This is a genomic window from Rhodococcus baikonurensis (assembly GCF_040489275.1).
Lineage (GTDB): Bacteria > Actinomycetota > Actinomycetes > Mycobacteriales > Mycobacteriaceae > Rhodococcus_F > Rhodococcus_F baikonurensis.
The window spans coordinates 444947-462504 of sequence record NZ_JBEUOQ010000003.1 but is presented as its reverse complement, the minus strand read 5'-3'; the positions used below and the strand labels follow the sequence as shown (position 1 = coordinate 462504).

General features: G+C 64.1%; 21 protein-coding genes. 3 read left to right on the top strand and 18 right to left on the bottom strand.

Annotated elements, in window-relative coordinates:
* Positions 1–27: 27 nt before the first annotated feature.
* From ABWI03_RS09845 to ABWI03_RS09795, 11 genes are all read right to left on the bottom strand, one after another.
* A complete protein-coding gene (locus tag ABWI03_RS09845; RefSeq protein WP_050656222.1) occupies positions 28–300 on the bottom strand; it encodes a hypothetical protein in 273 nt (90 codons plus the stop codon).
* The gene (gene mce1N / locus ABWI03_RS09840) at positions 293–808 is read right to left on the bottom strand and encodes a transport-regulating membrane protein Mce1N (protein ID WP_124568190.1); all 516 of its coding nucleotides are present in this window, start codon (positions 806–808) and stop codon (positions 293–295) included. Before mce1N ends, ABWI03_RS09845 begins: the two co-directional genes overlap by 8 nt.
* Positions 801–1238, bottom strand: a complete 438-nt coding sequence (locus ABWI03_RS09835) for a hypothetical protein (protein ID WP_019744370.1) — start codon at positions 1236–1238, stop codon at positions 801–803. The genes mce1N and ABWI03_RS09835 overlap by 8 nt, the downstream gene beginning before the upstream one ends.
* Before the next feature lie 15 nt (positions 1239–1253).
* On the bottom strand, positions 1254–1409 hold the full coding sequence (locus ABWI03_RS09830; RefSeq protein WP_003941930.1) for a hypothetical protein: 156 nt from the start codon (positions 1407–1409) through the stop codon (positions 1254–1256).
* 57 nt (positions 1410–1466) lie between these two features.
* A complete protein-coding gene (locus ABWI03_RS09825; protein WP_095970375.1) occupies positions 1467–2129 on the bottom strand; it encodes a hypothetical protein in 663 nt (220 codons plus the stop codon).
* A gap of 73 nt (positions 2130–2202) precedes the next feature.
* Positions 2203–3177 carry a porphobilinogen synthase gene (gene hemB / locus ABWI03_RS09820; RefSeq protein WP_050656225.1) on the bottom strand — a complete coding sequence of 325 codons (975 nt, stop codon included), beginning with the start codon at positions 3175–3177 and terminating at the stop codon, positions 2203–2205.
* 75 nt (positions 3178–3252) lie between these two features.
* Positions 3253–4815: a bifunctional uroporphyrinogen-III C-methyltransferase/uroporphyrinogen-III synthase gene (locus ABWI03_RS09815; protein WP_003941969.1), complete on the bottom strand. Its 1563-nt coding sequence runs from the start codon at positions 4813–4815 to the stop codon at positions 3253–3255.
* A 60-nt stretch (positions 4816–4875) separates the two neighbouring features.
* Complete coding sequence (hemC, locus tag ABWI03_RS09810) at positions 4876–5850, bottom strand: hydroxymethylbilane synthase (protein WP_050656226.1); 975 nt, start codon at positions 5848–5850, stop codon at positions 4876–4878.
* Positions 5847–7208, bottom strand: a complete 1362-nt coding sequence (locus tag ABWI03_RS09805; protein WP_003941867.1) for a glutamyl-tRNA reductase — start codon at positions 7206–7208, stop codon at positions 5847–5849. The genes hemC and ABWI03_RS09805 overlap by 4 nt, the downstream gene beginning before the upstream one ends.
* Positions 7205–8092 carry a redox-sensing transcriptional repressor Rex gene (locus tag ABWI03_RS09800; protein ID WP_095970377.1) on the bottom strand — a complete coding sequence of 296 codons (888 nt, stop codon included), beginning with the start codon at positions 8090–8092 and terminating at the stop codon, positions 7205–7207. The genes ABWI03_RS09805 and ABWI03_RS09800 overlap by 4 nt, the downstream gene beginning before the upstream one ends.
* A gap of 140 nt (positions 8093–8232) precedes the next feature.
* Positions 8233–8493 (bottom strand): glutaredoxin family protein, encoded by a 261-nt coding sequence (locus tag ABWI03_RS09795; protein WP_095970481.1) that lies wholly within the window; start codon positions 8491–8493, stop codon positions 8233–8235.
* 200 nt (positions 8494–8693) lie between these two features.
* Between ABWI03_RS09795 and ABWI03_RS09790 the strand changes: the two genes are divergently transcribed.
* Positions 8694–9689 (top strand): HAD family hydrolase, encoded by a 996-nt coding sequence (locus tag ABWI03_RS09790; RefSeq protein WP_124568188.1) that lies wholly within the window; start codon positions 8694–8696, stop codon positions 9687–9689.
* A 39-nt stretch (positions 9690–9728) separates the two neighbouring features.
* Here the strand turns inward: ABWI03_RS09790 and ABWI03_RS09785 are convergent, their stop codons facing one another.
* The 7 genes from ABWI03_RS09785 to ABWI03_RS09755 form a co-directional block, all read right to left on the bottom strand.
* A complete protein-coding gene (locus ABWI03_RS09785) occupies positions 9729–10766 on the bottom strand; it encodes a lysophospholipid acyltransferase family protein (protein ID WP_095970378.1) in 1038 nt (345 codons plus the stop codon).
* Entirely contained in the window at positions 10763–11896 is a 1134-nt protein-coding gene (locus ABWI03_RS09780) for an NAD-dependent epimerase/dehydratase family protein (RefSeq protein ID WP_298774162.1), read from the bottom strand. The genes ABWI03_RS09785 and ABWI03_RS09780 overlap by 4 nt, the downstream gene beginning before the upstream one ends.
* Positions 11897–12113: 217 nt before the next feature.
* On the bottom strand, positions 12114–12215 hold the full coding sequence (locus ABWI03_RS09775) for a 30S ribosomal protein bS22 (protein ID WP_003402602.1): 102 nt from the start codon (positions 12213–12215) through the stop codon (positions 12114–12116).
* Between the two features lie 244 nt (positions 12216–12459).
* Positions 12460–12696, bottom strand: a complete 237-nt coding sequence (locus ABWI03_RS09770; RefSeq protein WP_003941845.1) for a helix-turn-helix domain-containing protein — start codon at positions 12694–12696, stop codon at positions 12460–12462.
* A 126-nt stretch (positions 12697–12822) separates the two neighbouring features.
* The gene (proC, locus tag ABWI03_RS09765) at positions 12823–13638 is read right to left on the bottom strand and encodes a pyrroline-5-carboxylate reductase (protein ID WP_124568185.1); all 816 of its coding nucleotides are present in this window, start codon (positions 13636–13638) and stop codon (positions 12823–12825) included.
* Positions 13639–13672: 34 nt separating this feature from the next.
* Entirely contained in the window at positions 13673–14518 is an 846-nt protein-coding gene (locus tag ABWI03_RS09760) for a thioesterase family protein (protein WP_235171642.1), read from the bottom strand.
* Positions 14518–15153: a MerR family transcriptional regulator gene (locus ABWI03_RS09755; RefSeq protein WP_095970483.1), complete on the bottom strand. Its 636-nt coding sequence runs from the start codon at positions 15151–15153 to the stop codon at positions 14518–14520. Before ABWI03_RS09755 ends, ABWI03_RS09760 begins: the two co-directional genes overlap by 1 nt.
* 155 nt (positions 15154–15308) lie before the next feature.
* Between ABWI03_RS09755 and ABWI03_RS09750 the strand changes: the two genes are divergently transcribed.
* Both ABWI03_RS09750 and ABWI03_RS09745 read left to right on the top strand, forming a co-directional pair.
* Positions 15309–15932, top strand: a complete 624-nt coding sequence (locus ABWI03_RS09750) for a TetR/AcrR family transcriptional regulator (protein ID WP_166811142.1) — start codon at positions 15309–15311, stop codon at positions 15930–15932.
* A gap of 159 nt (positions 15933–16091) precedes the next feature.
* A complete protein-coding gene (locus ABWI03_RS09745) occupies positions 16092–17558 on the top strand; it encodes a wax ester/triacylglycerol synthase domain-containing protein (RefSeq protein WP_124568181.1) in 1467 nt (488 codons plus the stop codon).

The window sequence follows — 17558 nt, the reverse complement described above, 5'->3', positions numbered from 1 at the left end:
CAACTATACCCCCTACCCGTATGAGGGCTACCGGGATGCGACGAAGCCCACCCGGACGCGGCGCACGACATCGATGGCCATCAGCCCCGCCACCAGAATCGACAGCCCGGCACCCGAGATCCAGAGCCCGTCGTAGTGTGTGCTCTCGAACGGCGGAGCGCCCTCGAGTATCGGCCCGAAGTCGGACGTCGTGGTACCCGCTCGCCAGCACACGACCGCCAGAATCGTGGCGGCGACGATCCCGAGGACACCGATCCACGTCTTCACGTCGACGAATGGAGACGGCTGCGGCTCACTCATCGGCAGACCCGTCCGGTTCTACACCAACCGTGACAACCTGGCTCAACGCCTCGCGAAGTGCCCGATCGTCCTTCGCCCACGCACGCACCAATCCTCCGGTGGTCAGACGCAAGCCGATCCCGTGCCGTCGCCGGGGCACTCCGGACAACTCACCGAGCGCGCGAGCCGTTTCCCACGGCTCCATTTCGTCCTCGTAGGCGGCGTCGTCGGACTCCGGGAACACCTCGGCGATCTCGGTGATCGGTACCTCTTCGGTTCCCTGACGCAACGTGGTCGCGGTCAGAAGCACGCTCGCATGCCGGCGCGCGGCAATCACCTGCACGTACACCAATCCGGTGAGAATCACGGCGAACATCGCCAGACCGAACCAGTGCACCACCGGGCCGGTGAACAGCTCGATGACCAGGGCGATCAGGCAGAAGATCGGACCGAACGCGATGGCCCACCACCGAGAACCCGGTTCGTAGTACAGAACGTCCGGGCCGCTTTCGGGAGCACGGTCAACCACGGGCGAACCAACTTCGGGTGGTGTCGCGATAGATCGCGACGCAGGCACAGATCAGCATGACGGGAACGACAAGCGCGAGCACGGTACTGATCCCCGCGACGACCAGCGCGATTTGCAGCACCGCGAACACCCCGGACACGATCACCAGGATCCGTCGGCACAGAGGTTTGCCGGCGCGAGTGGGACCGGCGAGGCCGCCGATCGCGAGGCCGGTCAACAGCAGAACCAGTCCGGACACCCGCACGAAGGTGACGTAGATGTCGATGTTTCCGGCCGAAACGCCTTGATCGGTGAACTGCTCACGCAGCGAATACGACGCGCTGGTGACATTGATCAAGCCGAAGAGTATGAGCAGGAACGCGCTGGCGATCCACAGCCAGAATGCTGCCTCGACGGCCGTCGGGCGCCTGACCTTCGTAGAGATACTCACGGGTTCAAGTGTGCGCTATCCGCTGACGATGCCCGGAATCATGAGCATCAGGAGTGTCACCAGAACAGAGGCTCCGAGGATCGCGAACAAGATCACTTCGGTGCGTGAACCACGTTGGCGCAGTGGCGCGTCGTGGGTGCTTTCCGTACGCAGGGCTTCCTGAGAACTCATCGCGTCCGACCTCTCCCCTACTACTTCAGTGACCCGTTTCACAGTACCCCGAGCTACCTACCGGTTCCCCGCCGGGGGGAAACGAAGAAAGTACGGATTGGACTCTTTTCGGTGCATCATCACGATCGCCCCGACAGCCGCAACTGCCTGCAGGATTTCCGCTCCGCCGAACAGCAGAGTGGCCGCACCGCCGTCGCCGCCGAGCCCGAAGATCACCGGGATCGCGGAGACCAGCATGAAGACGCCACAGAACGTCAGCAACATTCGAGCCCAGTTCTTGCCGCGACTCATCGCGCGCACGAACAGGAGGAACACCGCGGTGACGATCACGACCAGAACCGCAGAGAACACGATGACCAGTGGGAACATGCCCTCCACGTCGGAACGCGTCAGGCCGGCGTCGACAGCTGCTTGGTTTCTGAGCATCTCGTCGACGAACATCGACTTCTGCCCGAGCAGCATCCAGATCATCGCGCCGCCCTGGACCAACCCCAGAGCCGTCACGGCCCACCACAGCTGAATCGCAGTCACGACGTCCGTCGGCGGCTCGAGCTTCGGCTGGGGCCCCGGGTATCCGTTGTAACCGGGGCCGTATCCCGGGATCTGACCCGTCGGCATCGGTCCGAGTTCGCGGTACGGCTGATTCTCGAACGGCTGGTTGTCGTAGGGAGGTTCCCGGCGGGGCGGTTCCTGGCGCGACGGCGGCCACTGCTCGGTCATGACACCAGCGTATCGGTCGACGCCGGCACAGCCACCATGCGTGACTCCGTCACAGCCACCATGTGTGACTCCGTCACAGCCATCCGGCAACTTCCGACGCCCAGTACGTGAGGACCACGTCGGCACCGGCGCGGCGAATGCTGGTGAGCGATTCGAGAATCGCCGCATCCCGATCGATCCACCCGTTCTGCGCGGCGGCGGTGATCATCGAGTACTCCCCCGAGATCTGGTACGCAGCGACCGGAACCGGAGACCGGTCGGCGGTCTCACGCAGAATGTCGAGGTAGGACATTGCCGGCTTGACCATCACCATGTCGGCGCCCTCGGCGATGTCGAGGTCTACCTCGCGCATCGACTCGCGGCGATTGGCCCCGTCCTGCTGATAAGTACGACGGTCGCCTTGCAGTGAGGACCCGACGGCTTCACGGAACGGCCCGTAGAACGCCGACGCGTACTTCGCGGCATAGGCGAGCTGGCCGACCTCCACATACCCGGATGCATCGAGTGCGCCGCGGATCGCGGCCACCTGACCGTCCATCATGCCACTGGGACCGAGCAGATGCGCACCCGATTCAGCTTGCGCGAGAGCCATTTCGACGTATCGGATCAAGGTTGCGTCGTTGTCGACGGTGCCGCCTGCAGTCAACACGCCGCAGTGGCCGTGATCGGTGAACTCGTCGAGGCAGGTATCGGCCATGATGACCGTCGAATCGCCGAGTTCGTCTGCCAGAGCACGCAATCCGACGTTGAGGATGCCGTCGGGATCGGAGGCGCCGGACCCCTGCGGGTCCTTGTCCTCCGCCTTCGGTACACCGAAGAGCATCAGGCCACCGACTCCGGCTTCCACCGCTTCCACCGCGGCGGACCGCAGCGAATCGAGGGTGTGCTGGAAAACGCCTGGCATGGAACTGATCTCACGCGGGGCGTCGATGCCGTCTGCAACGAACATCGGCAGAACGAGGTGCCGGGGTTCGAGCGAGGTCTCAGCCACGAGTCGCCGGAGCGCAGGGGTGCGCCGGAGCCGGCGAGGGCGATGAGTGGGAAACACGAGAAGTAGCCCTCCTTCGTCGGGACCTGTGAGCGGTTGAGGAGTCCACAGACTCCTCAACCACTCACGGGTGCGCTAGCGCCTTCGAGACTTCTTGCGCGGGGGCGGCAGAGCACCTTCGGCACGCAAGCGAGCTGCGTGCTCGGCGAGAGCCTCCACCAGCGGTCCCACCTGCGAGGTCTCGGGCTGCACGTCGACGCGCAGACCGAACTCGATAGCGGTTTCAGCCGTCTTCGGGCCGATGCACGCGACCAACGTGCGGGCGTGCGGCTTGCCGGCGATGCCGACGAGGTTGCGCACGGTCGAGGACGAGGTGAAGCAGACGGCGTCGAAGCCACCGGTCTTGATCATCTCGCGGGTCTCGGCCGGCGGCGGCGCTGCCCGGACGGTGCGGTAGGCGGTGACGTCGTCGATCTCCCAACCACGTTCACGTAGGCCCTCGGCGAGGGTTTCGGTTGCAATGTCCGCGCGCGGCAACAGAACCCGGTTGACCGGATCGAAAACGTCGTCGTACGGAGCGAATTCGGCCAACAGGCCTTCGCTGGACTGCTCACCGGTCGGGATCAGCTCGGGGTTGATACCGAACGAGCGAACCTTGGCAGCGGTTGCTTCGCCGATGCAGGCGATCTTCACACCGGAGAAGGCGCGAGCGTCGAGACCGAACTCCTCGAACTTCTCCCACACTGCGCGAACGGCATTGGTGGAAGTGAAGACGACCCACTGGTAGCGACCGTCGACGAGACCCTTGACCGAACGCTCCATCTGAGCCGGGCTGCGGGGCGGCTCGACGGCGATGGTCGGAACCTCGATCGGGATGGCTCCGTGAGTGACCAGACGGTCGCTCATCTCGCCGGCCTGATCCTTTGTGCGCGGCACGAGGACGGTCCAGCCGTACAGTGCGCGCGATTCCCACCACGACATCTTGTTGCGCTGCGCGACAACCTTGCCGACCGTGACGATGAGCGAGCCCACCAGTTCGGATCCGGCTTCGTTGAGAGTGGCGAGAGTTGCCTCGACGGTTCGCTGCTGACGAGTGGTGCCGCGGACGGTGATGGCAGCGGGCGTCTGCGGAGCCAAGCCGTTCTCGACCAGCGCGCTGGCGGTCTCGGCGAGATGTCCTGACGTTGCATGCAGGACAAGCGGTCCCGGTGCAGCGGCCAGAGCAGCCCAGTCCACTTCACCGCGAACGTCGGCCTCGGTGTGACCCGAGCCGAGCGCCATGCCTGCGTAACTCGGCACAGCCGAACCGGAAGGCAGACCCGGGAGAACCTCGAACTGAACCTGCGTGCGGGCGACTGCGGTGACCTCCGCGATCACGGAATCGGTGGTCAGCGGGTCGCCGGAGACCAGACGCACGACGTCGTGGCCGTTTTTGGCCTCGTGAACCAATGTCTTTGCAACCTCGGCAGGTTCACCGAGTGCCGGACGCACGTCCGCGATCAGCTCGCCGGTCTCCTCGTCGCGGCCCATGTCGATGCCGACGAGCGCGACGACGCCCTTGTCGACGTCCGGATCGGTGAATGCCATTGCGGCGCCGGTGAGGACGTCACGTGCGCGAACGGTGAGCAGGGCGGGGTCGCCCGGTCCCGATCCCACGAACAGGATCCGTCCGGGAGTGTTCTTTCGGACTCGGGTCATCGGTGATTCTCCAGTGCGCTGTATCGAAATGGGAACTTGGTGCAAGTGCAAAGTGGGGCGTCAAACATCGGCTGCCTCGCCTGTAGTCACGTTCATCAACTCACGGGCGCCGAGTTCGAGTAACTCGCGCGCTACCGCTCGGCCGAGTTCCTCGGCCTTGTCCGGCGCACCCACTGCGCCGGTACGGATGACGTCCGAACCGTCGATGGCGGCTGCGCAGCCGCGTACCGACAGTTCGTCGAAGATTCTGCCGTCGTCGTCGAGAGATTCGACGATCTCCGCGATCGCACCGACCGGCGCGGTGCAGCCGGCTTCCAACTCGGCGAGCAGGGCACGCTCGGCAGTGACTGCCGCGCGGGTACCGGCGTCGTCGTGCTCGGCCAAGATCGCCGCCAATTCCGTATTGGCAGAAAGGCATTCGACGGCCAGAGCACCCTGGGCCGGAGCGGGGAGCATCTGTACGGGCTCGATGTTCTCGGTGATGAGGTCGAGCAGACCGATCCGGGACAGGCCGGCGCGAGCGAGGATCACGGCGTCGAGTTCACCGGATTCGACCTTGCCGAGACGGCGTTGCAGGTTGCCCCGCAACGGCACGATGTCGAGGCCGAGCCCGAGTGCCTTGAGCTGCGAAACACGGCGGGGCGCCGAGGTTCCCACCTTGGAACCGGCCGGAAGCTCCCCGAGGACCAGACCGTCGCGGGCGACGAGCGCGTCACGCGGATCCTCACGAGGCGGAATCGCAGCAATGACGAAGCGCGGATCCTGAGCGGTCGGCAAGTCCTTGTAGGAATGCACAGCAACGTCGACGCGGTTGTCCAGCAAGGCTTCCCGAAGCTCTGCGGTGAACACTCCGACGCCGATCTTCTGGACGGGATCGGTGGACTGGTCGCCCTTGGTCTTGATGATGACCAACTCGGCGGGATGTCCCGCTGCAATGAGGGCATCGCGCACGGTGCCGGCCTGCGTGGTCGCGAGAAGACTTCCGCGAGTGCCGATCCGCAGCGGGCTCCCCGATCGAGGGGTGGTGACGCTCATGCCTGCAGGTCCCTTCCAGTGCGGTCGCCGTCCACCAGATCGGTGGGTGTGGCCACGGCCGCGGGAGATCCGGGGCTGAGTTCGAAGAGTTCGCGCAGCGCTGCTGCGTAGGAGTCGCCGCCGGGGGCCGACGCCAGTTGCTTGACGCGCACGGTCGGGGCGTGGAGAAGCTTGTCCACGACGCGTCGCACGGTGCGTGCAACCTCGTCGCGCTGCGGATCGTCCAGGCCGGGCAGACGCGAATCGAGACGCATCAGTTCGGCTTCGACGACGTCGGCGGCGCGCTGACGCAAAGCCGTCACGGTCGGAGTGACCTCGGCGAGGCGTTGTCCGGCGAGGTAGGTCGCAAGTTCGCCGGCGACGATGGTGCGTGCGGCATCTGCATCGGACGCGGCTGCGCCTGCCGCCGGATCACGCTGCAGCGTCTCCATGTCGAGAACGGTGACACCCGGCAGGCCGGCGACGGCGGGATCGATGTCGCGCGGCAACCCGAGGTCGCAGATGACCAGGTGCTTGGTGTTGTCGCGATCGGGCTCGGCGAGTGCGCGGTGCACATCCGCCAGGGTGACCACTGCCCCGACCGCGCCGGTACAGGTGACCATGACATCTGCCTGCGCCATCGCGGCCGAAAGCTGGTCGAAGGCAACACCGTCGGCGTCGACGCCGTTGGATCGTGCCGTCTCGGCGAGGTGCTCGGCGCGTTCCTGGGTCCGGTTGACGACGACGATGCGTGCGATTCCGGCGCGGGTGAGATGCGCAACCGACAGACCGCCCATCGAACCTGCCCCGACGACCACGGCAGTGCGGCCGACCAGGCCGCCCTCGCCGATGATGCCGGCTGCACGATCGAGAGCCACGGACACGACAGATGCTCCGGCGGAGTCGATTCCGGTTTCGGAATGCACTCGCTTGCCGACGCGCAATGCCTGCTGAGCCAGTTCGTGGACGACGCGTCCGGCGGCCTGCTGCGCATCGGAAGATGCGTAGGCCGAACGGATCTGGCCGAGAATCTGCTGTTCGCCGATCACCATCGAGTCGAGGCCACTGGCCACGGCGAAGAGATGTTCGACCGCTGCTTCGCTGTATCGGACGTACGCGTGAGCGTGCAGCGCCGTCAGATCGAGACCCGAATGGTCGGCCAGGATTTCACCGACCTCGGTGAGTGCACCGTGGAACGCGTCCACCACCGCGTAGACCTCCACCCGGTTGCAGGTGGAGACGATCATCGCTTCGGAGATGTGCGAAGACGCCAGAAGCTTGTCGATCAGCTTCGGACGATCGGTGTCGGTAACAGCCACTCGCTCGAGCACCGGGACGGGCGCGGTTCGATGCGAGACCCCGACAAGCAGAACACTCACGGCGCGATCACTGATCCGTTTCTTGTCGAACCTGCTCCGACCGGAGCGGGTGAACTGGTGGATGGGACTGACGAAGCGGATGCGGCGTGAGCCACGCGTACTCGCGGCGCACTGGATGCCTGATCGGCATTGCGTGCGCTGTTGAAGGAAAGAACCTGCATCTCGACGGCAAGATCTACGCGTCGCAGTTCCACGTGATCGGGAACGTCGAGGGCGATCGGCGAGAAACTCATGATGCAACGCAACCCGGCGCTGACGAACTGGTCGCACACGCCCTGCGCTGCCTCGTCCGGAGTGGAGATGACGCCGATGGTGGCGTTCAGTTCGCGGCAGGCGACGGTCAGTTCCTCGGTGCTACGCACGACCAGGTCGCCGACTCGGCTTCCGATTCGATCTGCGTCACTGTCGAAGAGTCCGACCATCTCGAAACCTCGGCGACTGAATCCGCCGTACCCGACAAGCGCCTTGCCGAGATTTCCGACTCCGACGAGAACGACCTTGTGCCCACGATCGAGTCCGAGTGCACGCTCGATGCGAATGCGGAGCCTGTTGACGTCGTACCCGACACCGCGGACGCCGTTGGGTCCGAGGAACGAGAGATCCTTGCGCAATTTCGCTGATCCGACGCCCGACGCCTGGGCGAGCTCCTCGCTCGAGACGATGGAGGTACCGCGATCGGACATCACTCCGAGGACCCGCAGGTATGCGGCCAAGCGCGTCACCGTAGCCTGGGGGATGACGCGATCCTGAGTGATCGAGTCGGTAACCGAGGCGCTGGCAGCGTCGGTGACGGAAGAGCCCGCAGCGCCGGTGACGCGCTGAGCCACAGGCTCATGCGTCTGGTGCGGTTCGGTCACGTCGCTGGCTCCTCGTCCGGTCGACACGACTGTCGACCTCCACGATGCTCCGGGGGAATGTTCACACCACGGTAACCGCTTGTGAACCCATGCACAAAGTTGCTCGAGACGGGTTCGATGTGCCGTTCACCTGCAAAGCGGCTCCGCGGACAACTTTGAGGGTTGCCTTACTTGCGTAAATCGTCACGAAGGCGCTCTTCGTCAACTTCCCAATAACCGTGCTCGCGTCCGTCGAGAAGAATCACCGGCAACCGGTCTCCGTATTCCGCTCTCAGCTCCGGATCCGTCGCAGCAGCTTCGTCCACGTCGATGCACGTCAATTCGAGCTGGAACTCGGAACAGACCCGTCGTAGTACCTCCGCCGCGCCGACACAGGACGCGCATCCTGCGCGTGTCAACAGGGTTACTTCATGCGTAGCTGTAGTCATCGACGCATACCTTTCTTCTACTGGGACGCCATCTACTTGATCGGTCGAGTGTGCCTCCGGAGCCCCACTCGGTACCAAATCAGCGGAGAGGAACGTCACACACCACAGGGAAGGTCGCCATCCAACCCATCGGGCCTCATCGCGGAGGATAGGCTGACTCGAAGAGTTCTCTGCTCGAGAGTGCAACACGGGAGGTGCGGGTGCCTGCGCGATCACTACCGAACGGCTCCGGATTCGGATCAGGGCTGGCCGGGGTCATTCTCCCCGGACGTCGACATGTGAAGAATCCGCTGGGCCCGAGTGAGTCGGAAGTTCGAGCCAATCTCGCCGGCGAGGCGAGCGCTGACGCAGCTCTGGCATTGCACGAAGCTGCCAACCCCTCCGAACCGGAAACCGGCGAAGAGCCCCCGGCCGTTCCGCGCGACCTCACGGCCGCCGCATTCTTCGACGTCGACAACACCATGGTGCAGGGTGCCTCGATCATCCACTTCGCCCGTGGTCTCGCCGCACGCAAGTATCTCAAGACCTCGGATCTGGTGGATTTCGCGTGGAAGCAGATCAAGTTCCGAGTCACCGGCCGAGAAAGCAGTGACGACGTCGCGGAAGGCCGCGAGAAAGCACTGTCCTTCGTGGCCGGTCGATCCACCGCCGAACTCGCCCGCCTCGGCGAGGAGATCTACGACGAGGTCATCGCCGACAAGATCTGGCCAGGCACGAGGGCGTTGGCCCAGATGCACCTCGATGCAGGGCAACAGGTGTGGTTGGTGACGGCCACTCCGGTCGAACTGGCTCAGGTGATCGCCGAGAAACTCGGACTGACCGGTGCGTTGGGCACCGTCGCCGAGAGTGAGGACGGCGTCTTCACCGGTCGACTCGTCGGCGACATCCTGCACGGCATGGGCAAGGCGCACGCCGTGCGGACGTTGGCGGTGCGTGAAGGACTCAATCTCAAGCGCTGTTCCGCTTACTCGGACAGCCACAACGACGTACCGATGCTCTCGCTGGTGGGAACGCCGGTGGCGATCAATCCCGACGCAGATCTTCGTGAACTCGCCAAGAACCGCGGCTGGGAAGTTCGCGATTTTCGCACCGGACGAAAGGCCGCCAAGATCGGCGTGCCGACGGCACTGGTGCTCGGGGCGGTCGGCGGTGCGCTCGCGGCAATTCTCGCCCGGCGCAAAGAACAGAACGCCTGAGCGGGTTCGGTCCGGATCGATTCTCGCTCCGGACCGAACTCAGCCGAGAAAGACGTTGCGCCGCTTGGCCAACAACCGATACAGCGTCTGCTGAATCGTTTCCCGAACGTGGTCCGTGACCTCGAACAGGACCATCGGATCGTCGGCGGCACCGCTCTCGAACGTGTCGGTGACGATGGGCTTTCCGAATTCGATGTACCACTTCGACGGCAACGGCACCAGGCCGAGCGGCCCGAAGTGCGGAAACAGTGGTGTCACCGGGAAATACGGAAGACCGAGAACTCGTGCGAGAGTGGTCAGATCACCGATCTTGGGATAGATCTCCTCCGAACCCACGATCGAGCACGGAATGATCGGGACGCCGGTACGCATCGCGGCCGACACGAATCCACCACGCCCGAACCGCTGCAACTTGTACCGCTCGCTGAACGGTTTCCCGATGCCCTTGAATCCTTCCGGGAACACGGCTGCGACTTCACCGTCGTTGAGCAGACGCTCGGCGTCGGGGTTGCACGCGAGCGTGTGACCGGCCTTGCGCGCCAGTCCGCCCACCACCGGCATCTCGAATGCCATGTCCGCAGCCAGCATTCGCAGTGGACGATGCGCCGGATGATGATCGTGCACGGCAACCGACGTCATCAGTCCGTCGATCGGGATCACACCGGCGTGATTGGCGACCACCAGCGCTCCCCCGGTGAGGGGAATGTTCTCGATCCCACTGACCTCGACGCGAAACCATTTCTCGAACAACGGCCGCAACATCGGCATGACGACGTTGTCCGCGAAATGCGGGTCGAATCCGAACTCGTCGACCTCGTAGTCGCCGGAGACCCGACGTCGGAAGAATTCTGCTGCCGAGGCGATCTGGTCGACGAGCGCAGACCGGGCCGCATCGACGAACGTGTTCTCGCCGCCGTGGTCGGCTGCCGACGACGCTCCGGACGGATGCCGACGCTCACTTTGTTCACGGATGTCACGCTCCGCGCCGGTGACGGACTCACGCGAACGAGAAGTTGCCGACTTTCCGGCGTGAGTTGCGCTGGGCCGCAGGGGAATTACTTTCGCCACGTCAGTCACCCCTTCACCGCACTTCGTCCCGACAACGGCATGTGCATCACGTCTGCACTTGCTGTCGCCGCCGCGGAGTCACCGCCGAGGATGGTGGTCAACGCATTCTCCGCCCGATCGATCCACTCGGACTTGATGATCCGGCGGGTCTGCGTCGCGCGCATGAAATCGTCGAGTGCTTGCATGGTGGTCCATCGCGGCTCGAACCCCAGTTCGCTGCGCATGCGAGTGGTGTCGAGTCCGCAGCCGAATCGGAAGTACTCGAGTTGCTCGTCGGTGTAGAGCCTCATGGACGATCCCACCAATGCGCTCCCGACGCTGCGGAACAGAGCGAGCGGCATGGGAACTTCCACGCGTCCTGCCCGGCGGATCGCCTGCGACATCATCACCACTCCGTCGCCGGCGATGTTGTACGTACCCGAGGCGTGGCCGATGGTCGCCTTCTCCAACGCTGCGAGCGCATCCTCGACGTGGAGCAATTGCAGGCGCGCGTTACGGCCGACGATGGTCGGCACGAGCGGGGCGGTGACGTAGTGGCCGACGGTCGCAGTCAGCTGAGGTCCGATCAACGGCGCCAACCGCAAAATCCCGACCGAGATGTCCGGGCGCCGACGCCCCATTCCGCGAAGGTATCCCTCGATCTCGAGACTGTCGCGGGCATATCCGCCCGGCGGCCGGCGGCGCGCACTCATTTCTTCGGTGAACTGAGCGGGATCCTTCGCACTGCACCCGTAGACGACCGAAGCCGAGCGCAGGACCACCTTGCGAACCGTCGGAGCTTTCTGGCAGACCGCGAACAGTTGCATGGCGCCGATGACGTTCATGTCCTTCATCGCGGCGCGGCTGCCGGCTTTGGGGGCTTTCTGAAGCGTCGACGCGTGCACGACGGTGTCGACCTCGGCGTTTCGGATCACTTTGCCGATCAGCGGATTGCGGATGTCTGCTCGCACGAATTCCGCGCGGCCCATCCTGCGCAACATGTCCTTGCTCGGACTGACGGCGTCGACGGCGATGACACGCTCGATCGACGGATTCTGCGCAAGCCTGGTCACCAGGTACCCGCCGAGGAATCTGCTCGCCCCGGTCACCAGTACGACGCGAGGCGTCGTGCCCCCTGAAGTGTTGTCACCTTCAACCACCAAGTACCCCCATATCCAGTAGAAACGCGCTCTGCCGAAGCGTCCCTCCCGCGATTTTCCCCCACTTTACGGGCAGAGGGGGTCCCGCGCTGACTACCCAAAATTCGGCCATTCAAGACAAACCGCCCAGCCGATGAGACGCGGCACACATCGCTTCCCCCCGAATATGCTGATGCCCGCCACCCCGGAAGGGGCGGCGGGCATCAACAGGTACTGCTTATTTACCGAGTTTCCTGCGCTGTACTCGGGTACGACGAAGCAGCTTGCGGTGCTTCTTCTTCGACATGCGCTTGCGACGCTTCTTGATCACTGAACCCATAGCGGGTGTCCCTCACGTTCTTCTCTAGCGTTCCTGCGCACGCCGGTCACGTACGCCTGCGCCAAGCAATTGGCGCCTGGCCCTCGTTTTAACTAGCTCAGCGCCTTACGACACCAGCTTGCTGGTACGACAGTGACTCATCGTACCGGTGTGGAGTCACTCGGCATAAACCGAGCCTCCGGCACAGCAACCGCTGTGCCCGCGACTCGGCTCACGCCGAGCTCATCCTCCTCGAACCGGCTGGTCAGCCGGCATCGAAGTACGAGGTTTCGAGGTAATCGTGCACTGCCTTCGCATGTACACGGAACGAACGACCCACTCGTACAGCGGGCAATTCGCCACTGTGTACCAAACGGTACACAGTCATTTTCGACACCCTCATCAAAGTTGCTACCTCAGCAACAGTGAGGAATTGCGTGCCGGCCACTGCCGGCTTTCCGTCGTGGGACGAACCCATGGACGGCTTGTTTGCAGACACCATTAATCCACATACCTCCAGCACGACTCGCGCCGCCGGCTTCCCCTCCGGCGGAACAGACACGTACGTACTAAGTCGAGCTTAGCTGTACTGGTGGGGTTAAAGCGACGGGTGTGGCTAAACGGACGACTATTCCGCAGCTGCACCCATCGCGGCCGAACGCGACTTCGCGGCATCCAAGGCATCGAAGAACGCCGTCCGCAGGCCGCCCGCTTCGAGCTGACGCAATGCTGCAGCCGTCGTTCCGCCCGGTGACGTCACCGCGGCGCGAAGATCCGTCGCACTGTCGCCGGTGCGATCGAGCATCGCTGCGGAACCGACCATCGTCTGCACCACCAATTCGGTGGCGACCGGGCGTGTCAGGCCGAGACCGACTCCCGCGTCGATCATCGCTTCGGCGACGAGGAAGAAGTAGGCCGGGCCGGAACCGGAGACAGCAGTGACCGCGTCGATCTGCGATTCGGGAACCGTCACCACCTTGCCGACGCTGCCGAGGATGCCGCGTACGAGCTCGAGATGCTCGGCCTTGACGTGGCGTCCGGGTGACAGGACGCTCACGCCCTCTCCCACCAACATGGGGGTGTTCGGCATGACCCGGACGACCGGAAAGCCTGCGGGCAGACGAGTTTCGAAGAACCCGGTGGGGATTCCCGCCGCGAGAGAAACGATCAGCTGCTCGAGGTCACCGTCCAGATCGACCTTCGTCAACGCGGTGAGGGCTGATTCGACGTCGTTCGGCTTGACCGCGATGACGATGACGTCTGCACCCTCGGCTGCGTCCGCGACCGAACTGACTCGGATCGAGTATTCGGCAATCAATTCGTCTGCGCGAGGCTGATACTGCTCCGCGACAACCAGATCCTTGATGGCGTGGCCGGCCTGCAACAGCCCGGAAATCAGCGCCTCGCCGATCTTGCCGCCACCGATAATCGCAATTCTTGTCATGGCGAACAGCCTGCCACGACCGCAGCGATCGACCCTAGCGGGGCATCATCGCCAATTGACGACTCTGTACGACGACTGCGCCCGCCGAATCGAGAACAGCATGATCCTCTTCGAACCACGTGCTGCCCAGAACATCCGAGCTTGCCCGCACGCGAAGCCATCCCGGCGTCGGTAGTCGGCGCAGGTACGTCGTCAACTGCACCGTCGGCGCCCACCCGAACAGGCCACGGTTCATCGTCACCGGCGCGCTGATGTCACCGGCCATGATCGCGAACAGCACGGCGGTGTCGAGGTCGTTTTCGTCCTCGGGTCGAGGACGAACCCACATCCTGACCTCGGCCTCGCCTTGGCTCCCGGTGAGGAAGTGCGCCGAGGTGGTGTCGATCCTCATGTCGCAGCCCTGCCCGACGTGCACGACCTGCGCCATCGGGTGATCGCCGATCACTGCCACCGCACTCTCCGGCGGTTCCGGTGACATGTCGTCGATCGACGAGGCCGTGACGAAGGTGGGATCGCCGTCATCGGGGAATCCGAGCGTGACCGCCGCGCGAACAGCGCTGCGGCCCGCCTGGCTCAACTCGACGTCGAACAACGCGACCTGGCGCCCCTGCTTTCGGACGATCACCTCCAGTTCGACTTCACCCGGATCGGGCGCTGACAGATAGTTGGCGCTCACCGCGAGTGGCTGCATCTTCACCAGCGAGTCGGTCTCACCTGCGCCGTCTCGCAGACATTGACGCGCGGCAGCGGCGCACACAGCCATCATGGAGCCGCCGTGCACTTTCGGCCCGATGGTCCAGATCGGATCGATCGTTGCGGTGTATCGCCCGTCGCCGAGCGAGGTGAGGCGATTGAGATCTTGAAAGGGGCTGGTGCTCATCAATTTTCCTGTTCGGTGCTGTCTCGGTGTTGCGAGAAATGTCGTGCGGCCAAGTCTTGGTGCGCCAAGCGTCGTAAAGCTGTCAGAACGGGTTCGTACATGGCGGTTCCGAGGACGGCATATCGGATGCCGTCCTCCGTCGTGCTGGTGGGCATCAGTTCGATTTCCACCTCGGCAATCCCTCGGATGTGGTCACCGTAGGCGCGCAGACGCTCGTCCGAGAGACTCAGTCCTGCGTCCTCGAGGCCGATCAGTGCCCGCTCGAGGTGAGCGACCGCCACGTACCTCGGCTCGAAGACTTGACCGAGAAACTCCAGAACCTTGCGAGCTCTGGGGAACTCTGGATCCGGTTCAGGTTCGACGTACGGCGGTAGTTGCGCGATTGCGCGGCCGAACGTCTCGAATTCGGATCGCTCGTCACTGTCCACCAGTTCGAGCACCGCGCGAATCCTCGGAATCGCGAGTCCCGCCCCGGCCAGGGCTCTGATCAACGCGAGTCGCCGCACGTGCTGTTCGCCGTACCTCGCTCCCGTTGCGCTGGTCGGCTCACCAGGCATCAGCAGACCTTCACGGAGGTAGTACTTGATCGTGGCCAGCGCGACGCCTGACTGCGCGGCCAGTTCGGAAACCTTCACCGCTCCTCCGTCCATCCGACTCGCTTCGGCCCACTACTGGATAGTGATGCTATCCAATGGCGGCCGAGCACCGATGAGGAGGACGTGCCTTGCGCTAGGGTTGAACCTTCTTTGCGCACACCACCAGAAATTTCCGAACGGAGCGAACAGGCGGAATGACGGATTTGCAGTCGGAGGCTCAGCCCGACGAACAGTGGCGCATCGTCGAACCACTGACGCTGACTCCCCTGCTCACCGCCGCACTCGAGGTCTTCCACGAACTCGGTTACCACGGAGCGTCGGTTCGTGACATCGCAAAACGCGCCGGCGTCACCGTGCCGACGCTGTATTACCACCACGGCAACAAACAGGGCATCCTCGTCGCGCTGATGGAACCGGGCATCGAGAACGTCACCGCACGCGCGAGCGCTGCGGTCGACGCTGCCGGACCGTCGCCGACGGCGCAGTTCGGCAATCTCATCGAGGCGTGTGTTCTGCACATGACCAGTCGCTCCGACATAGCCTTCCTCGATTCCGAACTGCGGTACCTCGAGGAAGCGGAACGAAAGAGCTACGCCGCCAAACGAAAGAAGCTCGAGAACCTACTCGTCGACGTACTGACGGCCGGCGTCCAGAGCGGTGAGTTCACGGTCCCCGACATCACCGGAACGGGCCGCGCACTGCTGGGCATGTGTCAGTCCGTCGTCCTCTGGTATCGACTCGACGGACCGCAGACTCCGCGCGAAGTCAGTGTTCTCTATCGCGAGATAGCTCTGAAAGCCGTCGGTGTCACTGCGTGAGCGCTGGTCGAATTTCCAGTCATGTCCGATTAGCCCTTAACTGACGAACGTCACACCTGTCGGCTGACACCGAAACCGGGACGCGCCCACGGTCACGGGTCCACACTGAGAAGCAGAGATGCGCGGGGTGGATCCGCAGACCGAGGGAGTTCTTGACGTATGGCCAACAGCAATCCATTTGTTCCTCCGAGCGCGGTCGACGTCGACCTTTCCGCGGTTGCCTGGGGGGCGAACCGCACGATGTCCGACTTCGAGACGGGAATGTGGCGGATGGAAGAGGCGCAGCCGCAACTGCGCTCACCGATCGTTGCGGTCGAGGTTCTCGATCGTGCCCCGGATTGGGACCGGCTGCTCGACGCAGTCGAGTGGGCATCGCACGTGGTTCCGCGTATTCGTATGCGCGCGGTGGAACCGGCGATGCAACTGGGCAATCCGGTGTGGTCGGTTGATCCCGAGTTCGACATCGGCTACCACCTACGACGCGTCCGCTTGCCCGCACCGGCGGACTTCGATCACGCGCTGCGCATGTGTCGTCACCTTGCGACCGAACCTTTCGACAAGGCTCGACCGCCGTGGAGCGCGCTGCTCATCGAAGGTCTCGACGACGGTCGTGCCGTGTTCGTGGTCAAGACTCACCACTCCATCACCGACGGCATGGGCGGCATCCAGATGATGACGCTCCTGCACAGCCGTCGCCCGGACCCCACCCCGAACAAGCCCGACCGCACGCCGCCTGCTCCTGAGCACCTGTCGTCGGTAGGCGCCTTCGGCGAGGAGGTCGTCAGCGAGATCCGGCGTGCGCCCTCCCGTATCGCCAAGCTGGTCCGCGGCGCCACCAATGTTGCGACCACGGCGATCTCGAGTCCGTTCAGCACCGCTTCCGAGGTCCTCGGCTACGCCAATTCACTCCGCAAGATCGTCACTCCCCCAGCTCGTTCCGGTTCCCCTCTTCTTCACGATCGTGGTCTCGGACGGTGGTTCGGAACTCTCGAAGTGGGTGTTCCCGAACTCAAGGCCGGAGCGAAGGCTGCCGGTGGTTCACTCAACGACGCCTACGTCGCCGCCCTGCTCGGCGGTTTCCGTCGCTACCACGAGTCGTTCGGACAATCCGTCGAGAGCATCCCGATGGGTATGCCCATCAGCATGCGCACCGGCGCGGACGCCAACGGCGGCAACCGGTTTGCAGCCGTTCGCTTCAACGGTCCGGTCGCCGAGACGGATCCCGCCAAACGCATCAGGCAGGTGCGGGAAATCGTTCTGGGTCTGCGTGAGGAACCGGCGTTGGACGCTCTCGACGTCGCCGCCCCGATCCTCGCCCGCCTGCCGAATTATCTACTCGCGAACTGGTATCTGTCCCAGTCGACAGGACTGGACCTGCAGGCAAGCAATGTCGCCGGCGTACCGGTACCGGTGTATCTCGCCGGAGCGAAGATCGAACGGATGTTCCCGTTCGGCCCGGCCCCCGGTTGCGCAGCAATGGCAACGCTGGTCTCCCACGTCGGAGTGTGCTGCATCGGAATCAATCTCGACACCGCCGCGGTCACGAAGCCCGCACTGCTCATGCAGTGCTTGCAGGAGAGCCTCGACGAGATCGTGGCTCTCGGAGTCACAACGGAAGGTGCGTGA